Here is an 18,177-nt window from a genome sequence, read left to right as displayed (position 1 = left end):
TCAACGATGCATCATGTTTTCGCCCCCTCAGGCGGCCAGCGCGAAGGAGTCTGCCGGTGAAACTTTCGACCAAGGGCCGCTACGCGATGGTCGCGCTGGCCGATATCGCGCTGCAAAAGTCCGACAAGCTTGTCACCCTGAACGAGATCGCGGGCCGTCAGAACGTGTCGCTGCCCTATCTCGAGCAATTGTTCGTCAAGCTCCGGCGCGCGGATCTTGTCGCGTCGGTGCGCGGGCCGGGCGGGGGCTACAAGCTGGCGCGCCCTGCGTCGGAAATCCGCGTGATCGACATTCTGGCCGCCGTGGACGAGAACATCGACGCGATGCACAAGGGCGCCGGCGCCTCGGGCGGGACATCGGGCAGCCGGGCGCAATCGCTGACCAACCGCCTGTGGGAAGGGCTGTCGGCCCATGTCTACGTGTTCCTGCACCAGACGCGACTGTCGGACGTTGTGGCCAACGATCTGGTCCCGTGTCCCGCGGTGCCCTCGCTTCTGTCGGTCGTCGACGAATGACACGCGCCTATCTCGACTGGAACGCCACCGCGCCGCTCAGGCCGGAAGTGCGAGAGGCGATGATCGCGGCGATGGACGTGGCGGGCAATCCGTCGTCCGTTCATGCCGAAGGTCGCGCGGCGCGGGCGCTGGTCGAAAAGTCCCGGGCGAAGATCTCGGCGGCCTTCGGGGCGGACGGGGCGGATATCGTCTTCACCTCGGGGGCTACGGAAGCCACGGCGCTGGCCATGGGCTGGCGCGCACCGTCGGGTGCAGCGGGCGACAGGCAGGTTCTGGCCTCGGCCGTGGAACATGACTGCATCGAATCCCATGCGGGCGATGCGCCCCGCCTGCCGGTGGACGGTGATGGACTTGTGCAGATGCCGGACATGGCGCGGTACACCCACAAGGGCAACATCGTCGCGATCCAGTCGGCCAACAGCGAAACCGGCGTGCTGCAACCGACGGACCAGCTCTGGCGTGACCTGAAAGCGGTGGATCCGGACGGGACCCTGTGCCTGACCGACGCGACGCAGAGCTTCGGCAAGATGCCCTTCGCCTTCAACTGGTGCGGGGCCGACATGGCCATCATCTCGGCCCACAAGCTGGGCGGCCCCAAGGGGATCGGCGCACTTGTGATGAAGCGTGGCACCGACCTTGCCGCGCGCATCACCGGCGGCGGGCAGGAGATGGGGCGCCGGTCCGGCACGGAAAATGTCATTGGAATCGCGGGCTTCGCCGCTGCAGCTGAAGCGGCGCAGCGGGATCTGGAAACCGGCGTGTGGGAGCGCGTCGCCGCAATTAGAAATATTCTAGAAAACGCTCTTGTGGCCAGCCGGAACGAGACTATTTTTGTCGGAAATGGTGCAGCGCAGATGCCTAATACATCCTGCATCGCCACGCCGGGCTGGAAGGCCGAAACGCAGGTGATGCAGATGGACCTGGCAGGCTTCGCGATCAGCGCGGGGTCGGCTTGTTCCAGCGGCAAGGTCCGCGCCAGCCGCGTCCTCGGGGCGATGGGCTACGACGATGCCACCGCCGCCTCGGCGATAAGAGTGTCGCTGGGGCCCGAGACCGAAGAAGACGACGTGCTGCGCTTTGCCGATGCATGGTGCGCACAGCGCAAGAAACATTTCGCCCGCGTCGCCTGAAAGGGTTCGCGTGCTTGAAGCTTCACCCGGAGCGATCCGGAAAAGGACGGAGGGCCCCATGGCCGATCAGACCGCCGAGCAGACAGGACCGACCGAAACCGTCGTCAAGGAAGGCGTCGATCAGGAAACCGTGGACGCCGTCCGCGAGGCCGGCAGCTACAAGTACGGCTGGCAGACCGATATCGAGATGGACTACGCCCCCAAGGGCCTGACCGAAGATATCGTCCGCCTGATCTCGTCCAAGAACGAAGAGCCGCAGTGGATGACCGACTGGCGGCTTGAGGCCTATGCCCGCTGGCTGACCAAGAAAGAGCCCGACTGGGCGATGGTCGACTACCCGGAGATCGATTTCCAGGACCAGTTTTACTACGCCCGTCCGAAGTCGATGGAGGTGAAGCCGAAATCGCTGGACGAGGTCGATCCAAAGCTTCTGGCCACCTATGAGAAGCTGGGCATTCCGCTGAAGGAACAGATGATCCTAGCCGGCGTCGAAGGCGCGGAAGACGCGCCCGCCGAAGGCCGCAAGGTGGCCGTGGATGCTGTGTTCGACTCCGTCTCCGTCGGCACGACCTTCCAGGCTGAACTGAAGAAGGCCGGCGTCATCTTCTGTTCGATCTCGGAAGCGATCCGCGAACATCCCGAACTGGTGAAGAAATACCTCGGCTCCGTCGTTCCGGTTTCCGACAACTTCTACGCCACGCTGAATTCGGCCGTCTTCTCGGATGGCTCCTTCGTCTACGTGCCGCCGGGCGTCCGCTGCCCGATGGAGCTGTCGACCTACTTCCGGATCAACGCCGAAAACACCGGCCAGTTCGAACGCACGCTGATCATCGCCGACAAGGGCTCCTACGTCAGCTACCTTGAAGGTTGCACCGCACCGCAGCGCGATACCTCGCAACTGCACGCCGCCGTGGTGGAGATCATCGCCGAAGAAGACGCCGAGGTGAAATACTCGACCGTCCAGAACTGGTATCCGGGCGACGAGAACGGCAAGGGCGGGATCTACAACTTCGTCACCAAGCGCGCCGATTGCCGGGGCGACCGGTCGAAGGTGATGTGGACCCAGGTCGAAACCGGCTCGGCCGTGACGTGGAAATACCCGTCCTGCATCCTGCGCGGCGACGACAGCCAGGGCGAGTTCTATTCCATCGCCATCACCAACAACTGGCAGCAGGCCGATACCGGCACGAAGATGATCCACCTTGGCAAGAACACCAAGTCGCGGATCGTGTCGAAGGGCATTTCCGCCGGCCATGCGCAGAACACCTATCGCGGGCTCGTGTCGATGCACCCCAAGGCCACGAACGCGCGGAACTTCACCCAGTGCGACAGCCTGCTGATCGGGTCCACCTGCGGGGCGCACACGGTGCCCTATATCGAGGTCAAGAACAACTCGGCCCGGGTCGAGCACGAGGCCACGACATCGAAGGTGGACGAAGACCAGCTGTTCTACTGCCGCGCGCGCGGCATGGACGAAGAGGAAGCGGTGGCGCTGGTCGTCAACGGCTTCTGCAAGGACGTGCTGCAGGCCTTGCCGATGGAGTTCGCTATGGAAGCCCAGCAGCTGGTTGCGATTTCGCTGGAAGGCTCGGTGGGCTAAGGCCCTCCGCCACGGATTATCCGGACGACTATGAGGGGACGCAGGACATGAGCTTCTGGAGCAAGGATGACATGATCGTCACCACCACCAACTCGATCGAAGGCCGTTCGATTGCCGAATACAAGGGCATCGTCGTGGGCGAGACGATCATGGGTGCCAACGTGTTCCGCGATTTCCTGGCCGGCGTGACCGACGTGATCGGCGGCCGGTCGGGCGCCTACGAAAGCAAGATGAACGAGGCCCGCGAAACCGCGCTCGCCGAAATGCAGAACCACGCCCGGCAGATGGGGGCCAATGCCATCGTCGGTGTCGATCTGGATTACGAGGTCGTGCGCGAGGGCATGCTGATGGTGTCGGCGTCCGGCACTGCTGTCGTGCTGTCGTAATAGGCTGAATTAAAAGATGAAATTTACCGGCCGACAGCGGTTCGCCGGTCCGAAGGAAGGATTGTACGCATGCTGAAGATCACCGATCTCCGCGCGAGCCTCGAAGTCGAGGACAAGGAAATTCTCAAGGGCGTCGATCTGGAAGTCCAGGCCGGCACCGTCCATGCGATCATGGGGCCGAACGGGTCTGGCAAATCGACCCTGTCCTATGTGCTGTCGGGCAAGGGCGGCTATGAGGTCACGCAAGGCTCCGCCATGCTGGAAGGCGCCGACCTGCTGGAGATGGAACCGGAAGAGCGCGCCGCGGCAGGCCTGTTCCTGGCGTTCCAGTACCCCGTCGAAATCCCCGGCGTGGGCAACATGACCTTCCTGCGCACGGCCGTGAACTCTCAGCGCAAGGCGCGCGGCGAGGACGAGCTGAGCGCGACCGATTTCCTGAAGGAGATCCGCGAGAAGGCCAAGGCGCTGAAGATCGACGCCGACATGCTGAAACGCCCCGTCAACGTGGGCTTTTCGGGCGGCGAGAAGAAGCGCAACGAAGTGCTGCAGATGGCCATGCTTGAACCCAAGATGTGCATCCTGGACGAGACGGACTCGGGCCTCGACATCGACGCGATGAAGCTGGTGGCCGATGGCGTGAACGCGCTGCGCAGCGAAGGCCGCGGCTTCCTTGTGATCACGCACTACCAGCGGCTTCTGGATCACATCAAGCCGGACGTCGTCCACATCATGTCGGAAGGCCGCATCGTGAAATCGGGCGGGCCGGAACTGGCGCTGGAAGTGGAACATAACGGCTATACCGATATCCTGTCCGAGGTCGCGTAATGGCATTGGCAAACCCGAAACAGACAGCGACCGAAGCGCGGATTGCCGCGCTGACGATCCCTGAAAGTGGCTGGACGGCCCCGGCGCGGAAGGCGGCACTGGCGCGTCTGCGCAAGGAGGGTCTGCCCGACCGCCGCGATGAATACTGGAAATTCACCCGCCCGGATTCGCTTGTCACCCCCGAAGTGCCAAAAGCCGCGACCTTCACCCATGACGAAGGCCCGATCTTTGGTGAGCGGGACCGGCTGAAGATCGTCTTCGTCGATGGTGTCTTCGATGCCGATGCGTCCGACGACCTTTCGATGGAAGGGATCGAGATCGGGATGCTGGCGGCCGAGCAGGGCGCCGACATCCATTGGGCACGCGATCTCTATGGCACGCTGGAAGAACGCGGGCAGGACCCTGTCGACCGGCCGCTGGCCGCGCTGAACACGGCGGCGGCCACCGATGGCGTGCTGATCCGGGTGACGGGCAAGCCGTCGAAGCCGGTCAGCCTGATCTACCGTCACCAGTCCGACACCTCGGACGCGGTGCTGCACCACGTCCTGCGCGTCGAATCCGGTGCGGCGCTGACGGTGCTGGAAAACGGCCCGGCGGCCGCGCGGCTCAACAAGGTGATGGAGATCGACATCGCCGATGGCGGTACGCTGCATCACGTGCGGGCGCAGGGACGCGACCACGACCGCCGCGCGGTGACGCACATCTTTGCCCGGCTGGGCCGCGAATCTGTGCTGAAAAGCTTCACCATGACCGCCAATGGCCGTCTGACGCGGAACGAGGCGATTGTCGAACTGACGGGCGACGATGCCGTGGTGCACATCGCGGGCGCCTGCGTGGGCGACGGGGCGAATGGTGGCGAATTCCACCACGACGACACCGTTTTCATCACCCACAATGCCGAGAACTGCGAAAGCCGTCAGGTGTTCAAGAAGGTGCTGCGCAACGGCGCCGTCGGCGTCTTTCAGGGCAAGATCCTTGTGAAGGCCGGCGCGCAGAAGACCGATGGCTACCAGAAAAGCCAATCGCTTCTGCTGGACGGGGACAGCCAGTTTCTTGCCAAGCCCGAGCTGGAAATCTACGCCGACGACGTGGCGTGCTCCCACGGTTCGACCTCGGGCGCGATCGACGAGACGGCGCTGTTCTACATGCGCGCGCGCGGCGTTCCGCACCGCGAGGCGACGGATCTTCTGACGCTGGCCTTCCTTGGCGAGGCCATCGACGAGATCGAGGATCGCGACCTGGGTGAAGAGATCCTGGCCCGTATCGAATCCTGGCTGGCCCGGCGGCGGTAAGATGAGTGTCACGCGCGATATCGCGGCCACCTATCGTGGGCCGGGCGCGGTCGTGCGACGTCTGCTGCAAGCCGGTGAGAACGAGGCGCGGGCGCTGGTCATTCTGATGAGCGCCTGTGCCCTGATCTTCGTGGCGCAACTGCCGCGGCTGGCCCGTGTCGCGCACCTGACAGGTCAGGAACTGAACGCGCTTCTGGGGGGCAGTCTTCTGGGCTGGCTCTTCATCGCGCCGCTGTTCTTCTATCTTGTTGCCGCGATCAGCCATCTGATCGCGCGTATCTTCGGCGGCCGTGGGGATTTCTACGGCGCGCGCGTCGCGCTTTTCTGGGCGCTGCTGGCCTCCAGCCCGCTGGTCCTGCTGAACGGCCTTGTCGCGGGCTTCATCGGGCCCAGCCCGGCATTGCAGATCGTGGGCGCCGCATGGCTTGCCGTTTTCGCCTGGTTCTGGTTTGCAGGGCTCAGGCAGGCAGAGCGGGCGGAGGCGGCGGCGTGATCACGAGCGTGGAATTTCGGCAGCTTGTCTGGACCTCGATCACCAATCCGGCCGATGGCGCGGAAGAGGTGATGCGCCTGAAGCCCGGGCGCGAGGCGCTTTGGACGGGCCTTCTTCTGATGGCGGCGCTGAACACCGCGCTGCTGGTCCTGTCCAATATCCTGATACCCGGACCGTGGCCCCTGCCGGGCATACTGGCCAACCCGCTCGTCTACATGGGCGTCGTCGCGGGCTTCCTGACGGTGGCGTCGTGGATGGTCTGGTGGACCGGCCGGCTTCTGGGCGGGCAGGGATCGTTCGAAGACATCCTCTGCGCCCTCGTCTGGCTGCAGGTGCTGCGTGTGTGCGTGCAGGTGGTGGCGACGGTGCTGCTCATGGTGTCTCCCCTGATATCCGGGGTCTTCGGTGTCGCGGCGGGTGTCTACGGCCTTTATGTGGGCCTTCATTTCATCAATGTCGCGCATCGGTTCTATTCCCTTGGCCGCGCCGCGCTGGCGCTTGTTGCCGCCGGGCTGGCGCTGGTGGTTGCGATGTCGATCCTGCTGACAATGCTGGGCTTCCCCGGCGTGGAGACCGCAAATGTATGACGTCGAACAGATCCGCGTCGACTTCCCGATCCTGTCGCGCGAGGTGAACGGCAAGCCGCTGACGTATCTCGACAACGGCGCCTCGGCCCAGAAGCCCCAGGTGGTGATCGACGCGATCACGCGTGCCTATTCACACGAATATTCCAACGTTCACCGTGGCTTGCACTACCTTTCCAACCTTGCGACCGACAATTACGAAGCGGTGCGCGGCAAGATCGCCCGTTTCCTTGGTGTCGCGAACGAGGACGAGATCGTCCTGAACTCCGGCACCACCGAAGGCATCAACCTTGTGGCCTACGGCTGGGCCATGCCCCGCATGGAGGCCGGCGACGAGATCGTGCTGTCGGTGATGGAGCACCACGCCAACATCGTGCCCTGGCACTTCCTGCGGGAACGGCAGGGGGTGGTGCTGAAATGGGTGGATACCGAAGCGGACGGCTCGCTCGATCCGCAGAAGGTGATCGATGCCATCGGGCCGAAAACGAAACTGGTGGCCATCACGCACATGTCGAACGTGCTGGGCACGGTGACCGACATCAAGGCGATTGCCGAAGGTGCACGTGCCGCCGGCGTGCCGGTGCTCGTAGATGGCTCGCAATCCGCGGTACACATGCCCGTCAGCATCGACGACCTGGGCGTCGATTTCTACGCGATCACGGGGCACAAGATCTACGGGCCGTCGGGTTCGGGCGCGATCTGGATCCGGTCGGACCGCATGGCCGAAATGCGCCCCTTCCACGGCGGCGGCGACATGATCCGCGAGGTCCACAAGGACACCGTTCTGTACAATGACCCGCCGATGAAGTTCGAAGCGGGCACCCCGGGTATCGTCCAGATCATCGGGCTGGGCGCTGCGCTGGATTACGTGATGGACATCGGCATGGACAGGATCGCCGCGCACGAAGCCGGGCTTGCCGTCTATGCCTCGTCGCGGCTGGACGGTCTGAACTGGTTGCAGGTGCAGGGCAAGGCGCCGGGCAAGGGGGCGATCTTTTCGTTCACCATGGAAGGCGCCCATGCCCATGACCTGTCGACGATCCTCGACAAGAAGGGCGTCGCCGTCCGCGCGGGCCATCATTGCGCGGGTCCGCTGATGGACCATCTTGGCCTGACGGCCACCTGCCGCGCCTCCTTTGGCATGTACAACACCAAAGCCGAGGTCGACCGCCTGATCGACGCGCTGGAACTGGCGCACGATCTGTTTGCCTGACGCCTGACCGTTCGGGGGTCAAGCCGCGCCTTTCGCAGCGGCTTTCCGGACACGCGGCCCGCAAAAACCTGTCATTTGGCGGGCGGAAAGGGTGCGCATTGCCGGTCCGGGCTGTTACGGTCTTCCCGACGGCACGGGTTTTTGACCCTGCACGACCTTGGCAATAACAGGACCGCTTGCGCGGGGAGACAGAACATGAGCGAACAGCCGATCTACAGCACGGGCGGAATCACGGTAACGGCGACCTCCGTCGTCATGGACGGGTATGAAACGCCGCTGGCCGATGTCGCCACTGTCTCGGTCGCGCGGAAGCGGTTCGAGATCGTCTGGACCGTCGTGCTTTGTGTCCTGCTGGTGCTGACCGCGCTGCACACGATGACCGTTTTCGACAGTACACAGAACCTGCTTGACCCGGCCGCCGATCTTGGGATCCTCTTGGGGATCGTGATCATGACGTTGATCGTCGCCAGCAAGGTGATCATGCGGCCCTATCAGCTGGTGATGGAAACCAAGGCGGGTGAGCACAAGGCCCATATCGGCCGCGACCCGAACGAACTGGAAGCCGCCAAAGCCGCCATCGACGGGGCGAAAGGGGCCGCCGTTTAACCGGCGAACCCTGTTCTATCAGGACGGATCGGCCGCGAAGGCGCACAGCGTTTCAAGCGCGCCTTCCAGCACGTCGTCGGCCACCGTCAGCGCAACGCGGATGTGGCCGGCCGCGGCCTCTCCGAAGCTTTCGCCGGGCATCACGGCGATCCGGTGACGGTCGAGCAGACGGTGAGCGAATTCCGCCCCCGACAGGCCCGTGGCCCGGATATCCAGCATCACGTACATCGCCCCCAGCGGCGGGATCGCCGTGACGGTGTTCTGCTTTGCCAGCACCTTCAGCGCCAGGTCACGGCGACGGCGGAACGGTTCGGCGACGCGTGCCTCGGCCTCTGGCCCCATGTTCAGCGCGAATTCGGCGGCGTCCTGCACGAAGCCCGGAACGCCGTAGGTGGTGTGCGTCGTCAGCTCGCCCATATGCGCGATGGCGTCGGCAGGGCCTACGACCCAGCCGCAGCGCGACCCCGTCATCGCGTGGGATTTCGAGACCGAGCCCACGACGATCGTCCGCTCCGCCATCCCTGGCAGCGCGCGGGGCGATACATGCGTGCCCTGCCAGACCTGCGTGTCGTAGACCTCGTCCGAGATCATCCACAGATCCTCGTCCCGGCAGAACGCCGCCAGATCGTCCATGGTTTCGGTATCGTAGACAGTGCCCGTGGGATTGTTGGGCGAGTTGATCAGCAGCGACTTGGCCCGGCTGCCCGCGGCCGCCGCGGCTTCGATCCCGGCCTTGAGATCCGGAATGCGCGGCTGGAACGCGTCTTCGGGGCGGGCGGCGACGATATGCGGATTCGCGCCCAGCGACAGGATCACGCCGGGATAGGTGGCGTAATGCGGCTCGATGATCAGGCCGGTATCGCCTTGGTCGAGCGCGGCGTGATGGGCCGCGAACAGGGCGAACTGGCCACCGGCGGTGATCAGCACGTTTTCCAGCGTCGCGGGCACGCCGGTCTGGCGCTGCACCCGGGCGGCGACCGTTTCCCGCAGGGAATCCGTGCCGGGCAGCGCGGCATAGCCGGTATGGCCACCTTCGGCCGAGGCATACATCGCGTCGAGGATCGCCGGATCGGTGCGTTCATCATGTTCTCCGACCGTCAGTTCGACGACCGGTTCGCCCTCCTGGATCAGGGTACGGGCACGGAAGAAAAGGTCCCACGCTCCGGACGCATTGCCGGAGAGGGACTGGATACGAGAGGAAAGTTTCATGGCGCCAGATCGGGTAACGGGGCCGGGATTGTCAACCGGACCATTCGCCCGCGGACGCGGGAACGCGGCGGCAGTCCGGGCCAGGCCATCACGCGGAAGTGCGTGACCGCCGGCGCGCCGTGGGCAATGGTGCGCTTGACGGGACCGGGGCAGGGTCCAAGTCGGAGAAGACCATGTTGCACGCGAAAGGAACCCGGTTATGGCAGAGACGGATGAGGAAACGGGATTTTATGACCGGGTCCCGAAGGTTTCGGATTTCGACTCGCTGGCGGATCCGGCGGCCTACGTGGCCTTGCCCGACGACTGGGTTCTTGGCCTTGCCGATATCGAGAATTCCACCGCGGCGATCGAGGCCGGGCGCTACAAGACCGTGAACATGGTCGGCGCGGCCGTGATCTCGGCCCAGGTGAACGCGCATGGGTCGCTGGCCTTTCCCTTCGTGTTCGGCGGTGACGGCGCTGGCTTTGCAGTGCCGCCGGACAGGCGCGCGGCGGCGGAAGCGGCGCTGGTCGCGGTCCAGGCCTGGGCACTCGAAGAGTTCGACCTGACGCTGCGCGTGGCCTTGGTAAGCGTGGCCGAGATCCGCGCGGCCGGGCACAGCCTGCAGGTCGCGCGCTACGCCGTGGCCAGCGGTGTGGACTACGCGATGTTCTCGGGCGGGGGCATGGCCTGGGCCGAGGAACAGATGAAGACCGGCGCCTTCGCGCTGGACGCCCCGGCAACGTCGGAGCCGCCCGATCTGACCGGGCTGTCGTGCCGCTGGTCGCATATCCGCGCGCAGAACGGGACCATCGTGTCGCTTGTCGTCCTGCCCGCGGGGGGTGGTGCCGGGTTCTCGGACCTGGTGCGCGATCTGGTGGGGCTGACCCGCGACGTGGCGCGGGGCGGGCATCCGGTGCCGGTCGATGGGCCCGGGACATCCTGGCCGCCGCCCGGCGCGCGGCTGGAGGCCCACGCGACCCGGGGCACGGGCGGCTTCGGGGCCGCGTTCCGCAAGGTGCTGGCCGAGACGCTGTTCAGCTTCGCCCTGTTCCGGACCAAGCTGAAGCTGGGATCGTTCGATCCCACGCATTATGCGCGGACGGTTTCGGCCAATGCCGACTTCCGCAAGTTCGACGACGGTCTGAAGATGACGCTGGACCTGGATGCCGCGACGCTTGCGGCGCTTCGGTCGCGGCTGGAACTTGCGGCCAGGGCAGGTGTCGCCCGGTACGGGATTCACGAGCAGGCGGAGGCGATGATGACCTGCATCGTGCCGGCCGTGATGCGGGACGATCACGTCCATTTCGTCGACGGGGCGAGCGGCGGCTATACGCGGGCTGCGGCAGTCCTTCGGGGCTGACGCCGGGATCGCGCCCTCGGCGGGCCCACCCGCCCGCCCCGGCGGATGCGTGCCGCATCCGCCGACCCGCCTCGGGCGCGATGCGGCGCGTTGCGCCGCGGGGGTCTGATGGGGTTGGGGTGAGGGTGCTCTGGCTCACCATGAAGAGGGTCTGCGTCCTCTTTCCGAACCCGCCATCGCACGTGCTGCCTGAACCGGGAGATCGCCCGGATCAAGGGCAAGCCGCGCGTGCCGCGCGGGGCTGGCGCCCCCTTGACGCAGACCATCCCCCGGTTCTGATCGGCAGCGCGACGGCGGTTCCGCGAAGAGGACCCGGCGGTCAGGCTGTCCTGGGGGGCAGGGCGGTGCGCGTGGCCTTGGGCAGCTTGGCACGGATCAGGTCGTAGGACGTCTCGATCCGGTGGCGCAGGTCGGTTTCGGGCGTGGACTCGTCCAGGCGGATCCAGCTGGGGTGGAAGTAGGGCGCCTTGGCCCCGGCACCGGCGTCGATCAGCATGCGGGCGGTTTCGGTATCGGCGGTCTTGACCGATACGCCCTCGCCCGAGCGGGTGCCGAAGCAGGCGAACATCTTGCCGCCGACCTTCCAGGATTCCAGCGCGCCCTCGGTGGCGTTGGCGCGTTCTGCCCCCGGAAGGGCTGCGCAGATATCGTCGATCAGGGTGCGACTCATGGGACCAGCGTGGCGCAGGGCCGGCCAGGGCGCAACAAGCAGGATAAGGCTTGGCGGAGCCGGTTCCCCGTGCTATGGCGACGCCATGAACCGTTTCGGCATCATCATTATCTGCTGCATTCCCTGCTGATCACTCCAGCGGGCCGGTTTTCTTTACCCTTTTCCAACAGAATACCGCTAGAGGCCCGCGCCCCTGATCTGACGGCCATGCGCGAAGGAGCCCTGTGCGATGACAGATATCTGGCTGCATAATTCCAAGAGCCGGACGAAGGAGCGGTTCGAGCCGCTCGATCCTGCGCTGGTGGGGCTCTATGTCTGCGGGCCGACGGTCTATGACCGGGCGCATATGGGCAACGCGCGGCCCGTGGTGGTGTTCGATGTGCTGAACCGGTTGCTGCGGCATGTCTATGGGCCGGATCACGTACGCTACGTGCGGAACTTCACCGATATCGACGACAAGATCATCGCGCGGGCCGAGGAATCGGGGCGGCCGATCGACCGGATCACGGCGGAGACGACGCAGTGGTTCCTAGACGACATGGCCGAACTGGGCGCGATGCCGCCCGATAAGATGCCGCGGGCTACGGAGTTCGTGCCGCAGATGGTGGCGATGATCGAGGGGCTGGTTGCCTCGGGCCATGCCTACGCGGCCGAGGGGCACGTGCTGTTCGCGGTCGAAAGCGACGCGGGTTATGGCACGCTGTCGGGCCGGTCGGTCGATGACATGGTCGCGGGCGCGCGCGTCGAGGTGGCGCCTTACAAGCGCAATCCGATGGATTTCGTGCTTTGGAAGCCGTCGGGAGATGACGTGCCGGGATGGGACAGCCCCTGGGGCCGTGGACGGCCGGGGTGGCATATCGAGTGCTCGGCCATGAGTTACGCTCTGCTGGGGGAGAGCTTTGACATTCACGGCGGCGGCAACGATCTGCTGTTTCCTCACCACGAGAACGAATGCGCCCAGAGCCGGTGCGCGCATCCCAAGGGCGATTTCGCGCGGTACTGGCTGCACAACGAGATGCTGCAGGTGGAGGGCAAGAAGATGTCCAAAAGCCTGGGCAACTTCTTCACGGTGCGGGATCTGCTGGATCAGGGCATTCCGGGCGAGGTGATCCGGTTCGTCTTCCTGTCGACGCATTATCGCAAGCCTATGGATTGGACGGCGGCGAAGGCGAAGGAGGCGGAAGGCGTATTGCGCGGCTGGCATCGGCTGGTGGTGGAAGCCGAGCCTTCCGGGCCGGATCAGGAACTGGTTGATCTGCTGGCCGACGACCTGAATACGGCGGGCGCGATTGCGCGGCTGCACGCCATGGCGCGGGAGATCGCGGCGAATCCGCAGAAAGATTGCCATGTCGAGAAGGGGATCTTCCTTGCCTCGGCGCAGTTCATGGGCCTGCTGACCGGAGAACTGAGCGCATGGGTTTCCGCCGGGCCGGACCTGACGGTCTTTGCCGACCGGCTTGCGGCGCTGCGCGCGGCGGCAATGGAGAGCAAGGATTTCTCGTCCGTTGACGCAATGAAGGCCGCGCTGGTCGAGGCCGGGGTGGAAGTGCGGATGAGCAAGGCCGGGGTGGAGCTTATGCCCGGGTCGGGCTTCGATGCTTCCAAGCTGGAGACGCTGGAGTGAGTGAATTTTCTCGTATTGCCCTCCAGGATTGGCTAACCCTTTGTGCAATCGTCTTGGGTCCACTAACTGCTGTGATGGTTGCGCATTACCTGCAAACCAGAGATAGGCGTCGCGAACGGCGTATGGCGATTTTCAGAACTCTAATGGGCACAAGGCGTGCACAGCTGAGTTTGGAAAGGGTCGCTGCGTTGAATTTGGTTGAAGTCGAGTTTTCGCGCAATGCTCAAGTAATCATAGAGCTCAATAAATTATTGTTACTTTACAATGATAAAGCGCGTTGGCGGAGCGCAGACAGTGAGATCCTTGAAGGGTTGATCCGAGAGGTCGAGGATCAGAACGCTCAGCTTACTTCGGAAATGGGGAAGGTCCTAGGATACGCCCACGAACAAATCAAACTTCTTCGTGGGGGCTACCGCCCAGAAGCCTTTAACATAGCTGAAGATCAGCAAAGTCAAATTCGGGAATTCGCACTGGATTTGAAAGATGGCAAGCGTGCCCTGCCAATAGAAGTGGTCGATGTTCGGCATGCGGAGAATATTTTGCGATCGGCTCGTGAGTCTCAGGAAATTCTTGAACACGCAGCTCGCAAAGAGACCAAGGATGATCAAATCAATGGCTGAACGGCTCTATCTTTACGATACCACCTTGCGGGACGGTCAGCAGACGCAGGGCGTGCAGTTTTCGACCAAGGACAAGGTGCAGATCGCGCAGGCGCTCGACACGTTGGGAATCGACTATATCGAGGGCGGCTGGCCGGGCGCGAACCCGACCGACAGTGCGTTCTTCGACGCGTCGCCCCAGACGCGGGCCCAGATCACCGCCTTCGGGATGACCAAGCGGTCGGGGCGGTCGGCGGAGAATGACGACGTGCTGGCGGCCGTGATGAACGCGGGGACCGGGTCGGTCTGCCTTGTGGGCAAGGCGCATGTATTCCACGTGGACGAGGCGCTTGGTATTCCGCGCGACGAGAATGTCGAAAACATCCGCGCCTCGATGGCGCATATCACGGGCTCCGGGCGCGAGGCGCTGTTCGATGCCGAGCATTTCTTCGATGGCTACCTGGCCGACCCGGACTATGCGTTGTCGACGCTGAAGGCGTCTCTCGATGCAGGCGCGCGCTGGGTGGTGCTGTGCGACACCAATGGCGGCACCGTCCCGGACGAGATCCGGCGCATCGTGGGTGAGGTGATCGCCGCTGGCGTGCCGGGCGAGAAGCTGGCGATCCATACCCATAACGATACCGAGATGGCGGTGGCGGGCTCGCTGGCCGCCGTTGAAGCGGGCGCGCGGCAGATCCAGGGGACGCTGAACGGGCTGGGGGAGCGGTGCGGCAATGCCAACCTGACCTCTCTGATCCCTACACTGCTGCTGAAGGAGCCCTATGCCAGTGCTTTCGATATCGGCGTATCGGTCGAGGCGCTGAAGGGGCTGACGCGGGTCAGCCGGATGCTGGACGACATCCTGAACCGTGTGCCGATGCGGCAGGCGCCCTATGTCGGCGCGTCGGCCTTTGCGCACAAGGCGGGGCTGCATGCCAGTGCGATCCTGAAGAACCCGGCGACCTATGAACATGTCGATCCGGGCGTCGTGGGCAATGCGCGCATCATCCCGATGTCGAACCAGGCAGGCCAGTCGAACCTGCGGCGCCGTCTGTCGGACGCGGGGATCGAGGTGGCCCCGGGTGATCCGGCGCTGACGCGGATCCTCGACCGCGTGAAGGAGCGGGAGACCGAGGGCTACAGCTATGACACCGCGCAGGCCTCGTTCGAGCTGCTGGCGCGGGACGAATTGGGGCAGATGCCGAAGCTGTTTCATGTCGACCGCTACCGGGTGACGGTGGAGCGACGGCAGAACGCGCGCGGCCAGCAGATCACCGTGTCGGAGGCCGTCGTGGTGGTGACCGTCGATGGCGAGAAGAAGCTGTCGGTCAGTGAAAGCTATGACGAGACGGGGTGCGACCGCGGGCCGGTGAACGCGCTCAGCCACGCTCTGGCCAAGGATCTGGGCCGCTATTCGGCGCCGCTGGAGGACATGCACCTGGTCGATTTCAAGGTGCGGATCACCCAGGGCGGCACGGAGGCCGTGACGCGCGTCATCATCGACAGCGAGGATGGCGAGGGGCATCGCTGGTCCACCGTGGGGGTCAGTCCGAACATAGTGGATGCGAGCTTCGAGGCGTTGCTGGATGCGATCCGCTGGAAGCTGATCCACGATTCCAGCAATGTGACGCCTCTGCGCGCGGTGGAGACGTAGGCACCCGTGACCCTGTCCGATGATCTGAACGGCTGCGCGGCGCTGGTGGAGCAGGGCGACCCGGACCGGTTTCTGGCGGCGATGGCGGCCCCGGTCGACGCGCGGAGGGTGCTGTTCCCGCTCTATGCCTTCAACGTGGAGATCGCGCGCGCGCCATGGGTCACGCAGGAGGCGATGATCGCCGAGATGCGGCTGCAATGGTGGCGCGATGCGCTGGCCGAGATCGCCGAGGGCGGCCCCGTCCGGCGGCACGAGGTGGCGACGCCCCTGGCTGACGTGCTGGACCGGGCCAGTGCCGAACAGATGGACGAAGCCGTGCTTGCGCGCCGCTGGGACATCTACCGCGATCCGTTCGAGGACGCGGCCGCGTTCGATGCGCATCTGGACCGGACGTCCGGCCATCTGCTCTGGGCCGCGACGCGTGCTCTGGGCGCGGGAGCGGAGGCGGAGGCGGCGGTGCGTCAGGCGGCGTGGGCCGCCGGGCTGGCCGCGTGGTTCCAGGCGATCCCCGTGTTCGAGGAGGCCGGCCGGAAGCCCCTCGTCGATGGCCGGTCGGAGGCGGTCAGGGCGCTGGCGGGCGAAGGGCTGGACCGGCTGAAGGCCGCGCGACAGGCGCGGGGGGCGATTGCCCCGTCGGCGCGGCCGGCGATGCTGGCGGTCTGGCTGGCCGGCCCGATCCTTGAGCAGGCGAAGGCCGCGCCGGAGCGTGTGGCGAACGGATCGCTGGGCGTGTCCGAGGCGCGGCGGAAGCTGTCCTTGATGGCGGCGAGCATGACCGGGCGCTGGTAGGCCACGTCACGCAAGTTGCGGCAGCCGTAGGGTGTGTGCTCTGCACGCATCATCACGCCGATCATCTGGCAGAACGACGAACAGGGCGCGGGGCACGCCTCCTTCAGTCCAGAACGCCCGGCTCTAGCCCGGATCGCTTGGCGATCCGGTTCGCGCCCGACCCGCCCCCCAGCGCGGGCGCGAATTGGTCAGGCGTTGGGCGGGACTTGAAGGTTGTTCGCTTACCTCAAGGCGGTACATGTGAGACCGCCCACCCCCGGGTCGGGCGCGAACCTGCCGTTGACCCGTCGCCTGAGGTCGAACCTCTTTCAGGCAGCATCGTAGGGTGCGTGCCCTGCACGCACCACATCCGGTCCGCAAAGGTGCGTGCAGAGCACGCACCCAACGGATCGCTCAGGACGGGGTTCGCGCCTCGGGGCGGAGGACCAGCCACAACAGGGCAGCGCCGGCCAGCACCAGCGGCGGGACCATGGCCATGGTGACGGCGTTCCAGCCTTCGACCGCCGTGCCGCCGGAGCAGTTCATCAACCCGCCGGAGGAGAGGGACGCCAGCGTCACGCCGCCGAACAGGATCAGGTCGTTCAGGCCCTGGATCCGGCCGCGTTCGGCCTTGGTATGGCTGGCTGTCAGCATCGCGGTGGCGCCGATGAAGCCGAAGTTCCAGCCTATGCCCAGAAGCACGAGCGCTCCGAAGAAGTTCAGCAGATCCACGCCCGCCAGGGCCACCATCCCGGCACAGAGCAGGATCGCAAGGCCCAGCCCCATGATCCGTTCCACCCCGAAGCGGTTGATCAGGTAGCCCGTGAAGAAGGAGGGCGCGAACATGGCCAGCACATGGGCCGACACGATGTTGCCCGCATCCGATTCCTGGAACCCGCAGCCCACCACCGCCAGCGGCGTCGACGTCATCATCAGGCTCATCAACCCGTAGGAGATCGTGCCGCAGATCATCGCCACGGCGATCCGGGGCGTCTTCAGCATCTGCCAGCGGGTGCGGCCGCCGTCTTCGCCCGCGGCCAGCGGCGGGACCTTGGGGATGTCGAGGAAGAAGAAGACGCTGGCGCCCAGCAGGTTCACGACCACGACCGCCATGTAGGTGCCCAGGAACGGGATCACCATCGACTGGCTGGTCAGCGTCGCAAGCTGCGGGCCCACCACGGCGGAAATCAGGCCGCCGGCCATGACGTAGGAAATCGCCCGGGCCTCGTATTCCTTGGGGGCCGTGTCGGTGGCGGCGAAGCGGTAGAACTGGTGCGCGCTCATGTAGATGCCGGTCAGAAGCGCGCCGACCAGCAGGATCGGGAAGGAGCCAAGGTGGAGACCCAAGGCGCCAACTGCGCCGCCCGCGGCACCACCCGTGGCGCCGACGAAGAACCCCGCGCGACGGCCGAAGCGCTGCATGAAGGCCGACAGCGGCGTGGCCGCGATCATCGAACCCAGCACGATCAGCGAGATCGGCAGTGTTGCAAGGCAGGGGTTCGTCGCAAGCGACTGGCCCGCAAGGCCCCCCACGGTGAAGATCATCGGCATCTGGGCGCCGATGGTCGCCTGCGCCAGCACAAGCACAATCACGTTGCGCTTGGCGCGGGCGGTCTGGGCATCGGGGGAAATCGTGGCGTCTGTCATGCCCGGATCTGTAGTCCCGG

At 65.2% G+C, this 18,177-nt stretch carries 18 protein-coding genes; 15 read left to right on the top strand and 3 right to left on the bottom strand.

All coding sequences use genetic code 11. The features are described 5' to 3' along the window. Window positions 1-56 precede the first annotated feature (56 nt). The 10 genes from iscR to D4754_RS04055 all read left to right on the top strand — a co-directional run bounded on the left by iscR (window position 57) and on the right by D4754_RS04055 (window position 8,644). A complete protein-coding gene (iscR, locus tag D4754_RS04100) occupies window positions 57-515 on the top strand; it encodes a Fe-S cluster assembly transcriptional regulator IscR (protein WP_121061665.1) in 459 nt (152 codons plus the stop codon). Continuing rightward, on the top strand, window positions 512-1,645 hold the full coding sequence (locus tag D4754_RS04095) for a cysteine desulfurase family protein (protein WP_121061664.1): 1,134 nt from the start codon (window positions 512-514) through the stop codon (window positions 1,643-1,645). Before iscR ends, D4754_RS04095 begins: the two co-directional genes overlap by 4 nt. Before the next feature lie 58 nt (window positions 1,646-1,703). Continuing rightward, window positions 1,704-3,245: a Fe-S cluster assembly protein SufB gene (gene sufB, locus D4754_RS04090; protein ID WP_121061663.1), complete on the top strand. Its 1,542-nt coding sequence runs from the start codon at window positions 1,704-1,706 to the stop codon at window positions 3,243-3,245. 71 nt (window positions 3,246-3,316) lie between these two features. Continuing rightward, window positions 3,317-3,631, top strand: coding sequence for a YbjQ family protein (locus D4754_RS04085; RefSeq protein ID WP_121062211.1), 315 nt, complete (start codon window positions 3,317-3,319; stop codon window positions 3,629-3,631). 69 nt (window positions 3,632-3,700) lie between these two features. Continuing rightward, entirely contained in the window at window positions 3,701-4,456 is a 756-nt protein-coding gene (sufC, locus tag D4754_RS04080; protein ID WP_121061662.1) for a Fe-S cluster assembly ATPase SufC, read from the top strand. Next, window positions 4,456-5,748 carry a SufB/SufD family protein gene (locus tag D4754_RS04075; protein ID WP_121061661.1) on the top strand — a complete coding sequence of 431 codons (1,293 nt, stop codon included), beginning with the start codon at window positions 4,456-4,458 and terminating at the stop codon, window positions 5,746-5,748. Before sufC ends, D4754_RS04075 begins: the two co-directional genes overlap by 1 nt. Before the next feature lies 1 nt (window position 5,749). Continuing rightward, complete coding sequence (locus tag D4754_RS04070; protein WP_121061660.1) at window positions 5,750-6,241, top strand: YIP1 family protein; 492 nt, start codon at window positions 5,750-5,752, stop codon at window positions 6,239-6,241. After that, a complete protein-coding gene (locus D4754_RS04065) occupies window positions 6,238-6,828 on the top strand; it encodes a Yip1 family protein (protein WP_163025770.1) in 591 nt (196 codons plus the stop codon). Before D4754_RS04070 ends, D4754_RS04065 begins: the two co-directional genes overlap by 4 nt. Next, complete coding sequence (locus tag D4754_RS04060; RefSeq protein WP_121061658.1) at window positions 6,821-8,038, top strand: cysteine desulfurase; 1,218 nt, start codon at window positions 6,821-6,823, stop codon at window positions 8,036-8,038. The genes D4754_RS04065 and D4754_RS04060 overlap by 8 nt, the downstream gene beginning before the upstream one ends. A gap of 195 nt (window positions 8,039-8,233) precedes the next feature. Next, the gene (locus tag D4754_RS04055) at window positions 8,234-8,644 is read left to right on the top strand and encodes a DUF6232 family protein (RefSeq protein ID WP_121061657.1); all 411 of its coding nucleotides are present in this window, start codon (window positions 8,234-8,236) and stop codon (window positions 8,642-8,644) included. An 18-nt stretch (window positions 8,645-8,662) separates the two neighbouring features. Here D4754_RS04055 and D4754_RS04050 read toward each other — a convergent pair whose 3' ends face one another. Next, window positions 8,663-9,853, bottom strand: coding sequence for a pyridoxal phosphate-dependent aminotransferase (locus tag D4754_RS04050; protein WP_121061656.1), 1,191 nt, complete (start codon window positions 9,851-9,853; stop codon window positions 8,663-8,665). A gap of 199 nt (window positions 9,854-10,052) precedes the next feature. Here D4754_RS04050 and D4754_RS04045 point away from each other — a divergent pair, with 199 nt between their 5' ends. Continuing rightward, window positions 10,053-11,195, top strand: a complete 1,143-nt coding sequence (locus D4754_RS04045; protein WP_121061655.1) for a DUF3095 domain-containing protein — start codon at window positions 10,053-10,055, stop codon at window positions 11,193-11,195. Between the two features lie 319 nt (window positions 11,196-11,514). On the opposite strand, the gene D4754_RS04040 is transcribed toward D4754_RS04045, so the two are convergent. Beyond that, entirely contained in the window at window positions 11,515-11,865 is a 351-nt protein-coding gene (locus D4754_RS04040; protein ID WP_121061654.1) for an MmcQ/YjbR family DNA-binding protein, read from the bottom strand. Between the two features lie 229 nt (window positions 11,866-12,094). On the opposite strand from D4754_RS04040, the gene cysS reads away from it, so the two are divergent. Genes cysS through D4754_RS04020 form a run of 4 tightly spaced genes read left to right on the top strand, consistent with a single transcriptional unit; the run spans window position 12,095 to window position 16,531 of the window. Next, window positions 12,095-13,489 (top strand): cysteine--tRNA ligase, encoded by a 1,395-nt coding sequence (cysS, locus tag D4754_RS04035; protein ID WP_121061653.1) that lies wholly within the window; start codon window positions 12,095-12,097, stop codon window positions 13,487-13,489. Beyond that, a complete protein-coding gene (locus D4754_RS23830) occupies window positions 13,486-14,109 on the top strand; it encodes a DUF6680 family protein (protein WP_163025769.1) in 624 nt (207 codons plus the stop codon). The genes cysS and D4754_RS23830 overlap by 4 nt, the downstream gene beginning before the upstream one ends. Then, window positions 14,102-15,742 carry a citramalate synthase gene (gene cimA, locus D4754_RS04025; RefSeq protein WP_121061651.1) on the top strand — a complete coding sequence of 547 codons (1,641 nt, stop codon included), beginning with the start codon at window positions 14,102-14,104 and terminating at the stop codon, window positions 15,740-15,742. Before D4754_RS23830 ends, cimA begins: the two co-directional genes overlap by 8 nt. A 6-nt stretch (window positions 15,743-15,748) precedes the next feature. Then, window positions 15,749-16,531, top strand: coding sequence for a squalene/phytoene synthase family protein (locus D4754_RS04020; RefSeq protein ID WP_121061650.1), 783 nt, complete (start codon window positions 15,749-15,751; stop codon window positions 16,529-16,531). Window positions 16,532-16,924: 393 nt separating this feature from the next. Here D4754_RS04020 and D4754_RS04015 read toward each other — a convergent pair whose 3' ends face one another. Then, window positions 16,925-18,157: an MFS transporter gene (locus tag D4754_RS04015; RefSeq protein ID WP_121061649.1), complete on the bottom strand. Its 1,233-nt coding sequence runs from the start codon at window positions 18,155-18,157 to the stop codon at window positions 16,925-16,927. Between the last annotated feature and the right edge of the window lie 20 nt (window positions 18,158-18,177).

The sequence above is a fragment of the Chachezhania antarctica genome (genome assembly GCF_003646465.1).
GTDB lineage: Bacteria > Pseudomonadota > Alphaproteobacteria > Rhodobacterales > Rhodobacteraceae > Chachezhania > Chachezhania antarctica.
This window is presented reverse-complemented; position numbering and strand designations above follow the sequence as displayed.

Coding starts and splice junctions, on each gene's coding strand:
- D4754_RS04095 (WP_121061664.1), top strand. CDS start 512: ATGACACGCGCCTATCTCGACTGGAACGCCACCGCGCCGCTCAGGCCG.
- sufB (WP_121061663.1), top strand. CDS start 1,704: ATGGCCGATCAGACCGCCGAGCAGACAGGACCGACCGAAACCGTCGTC.
- D4754_RS04085 (WP_121062211.1), top strand. CDS start 3,317: ATGATCGTCACCACCACCAACTCGATCGAAGGCCGTTCGATTGCCGAA.
- sufC (WP_121061662.1), top strand. CDS start 3,701: ATGCTGAAGATCACCGATCTCCGCGCGAGCCTCGAAGTCGAGGACAAG.
- D4754_RS04075 (WP_121061661.1), top strand. CDS start 4,456: ATGGCATTGGCAAACCCGAAACAGACAGCGACCGAAGCGCGGATTGCC.
- D4754_RS04070 (WP_121061660.1), top strand. CDS start 5,750: ATGAGTGTCACGCGCGATATCGCGGCCACCTATCGTGGGCCGGGCGCG.
- D4754_RS04060 (WP_121061658.1), top strand. CDS start 6,821: ATGTATGACGTCGAACAGATCCGCGTCGACTTCCCGATCCTGTCGCGC.
- D4754_RS04055 (WP_121061657.1), top strand. CDS start 8,234: ATGAGCGAACAGCCGATCTACAGCACGGGCGGAATCACGGTAACGGCG.
- D4754_RS04050 (WP_121061656.1), bottom strand. CDS start 9,853: ATGAAACTTTCCTCTCGTATCCAGTCCCTCTCCGGCAATGCGTCCGGA.
- D4754_RS04045 (WP_121061655.1), top strand. CDS start 10,053: ATGGCAGAGACGGATGAGGAAACGGGATTTTATGACCGGGTCCCGAAG.
- D4754_RS04040 (WP_121061654.1), bottom strand. CDS start 11,865: ATGAGTCGCACCCTGATCGACGATATCTGCGCAGCCCTTCCGGGGGCA.
- cysS (WP_121061653.1), top strand. CDS start 12,095: ATGACAGATATCTGGCTGCATAATTCCAAGAGCCGGACGAAGGAGCGG.
- cimA (WP_121061651.1), top strand. CDS start 14,102: ATGGCTGAACGGCTCTATCTTTACGATACCACCTTGCGGGACGGTCAG.
- D4754_RS04015 (WP_121061649.1), bottom strand. CDS start 18,157: ATGACAGACGCCACGATTTCCCCCGATGCCCAGACCGCCCGCGCCAAG.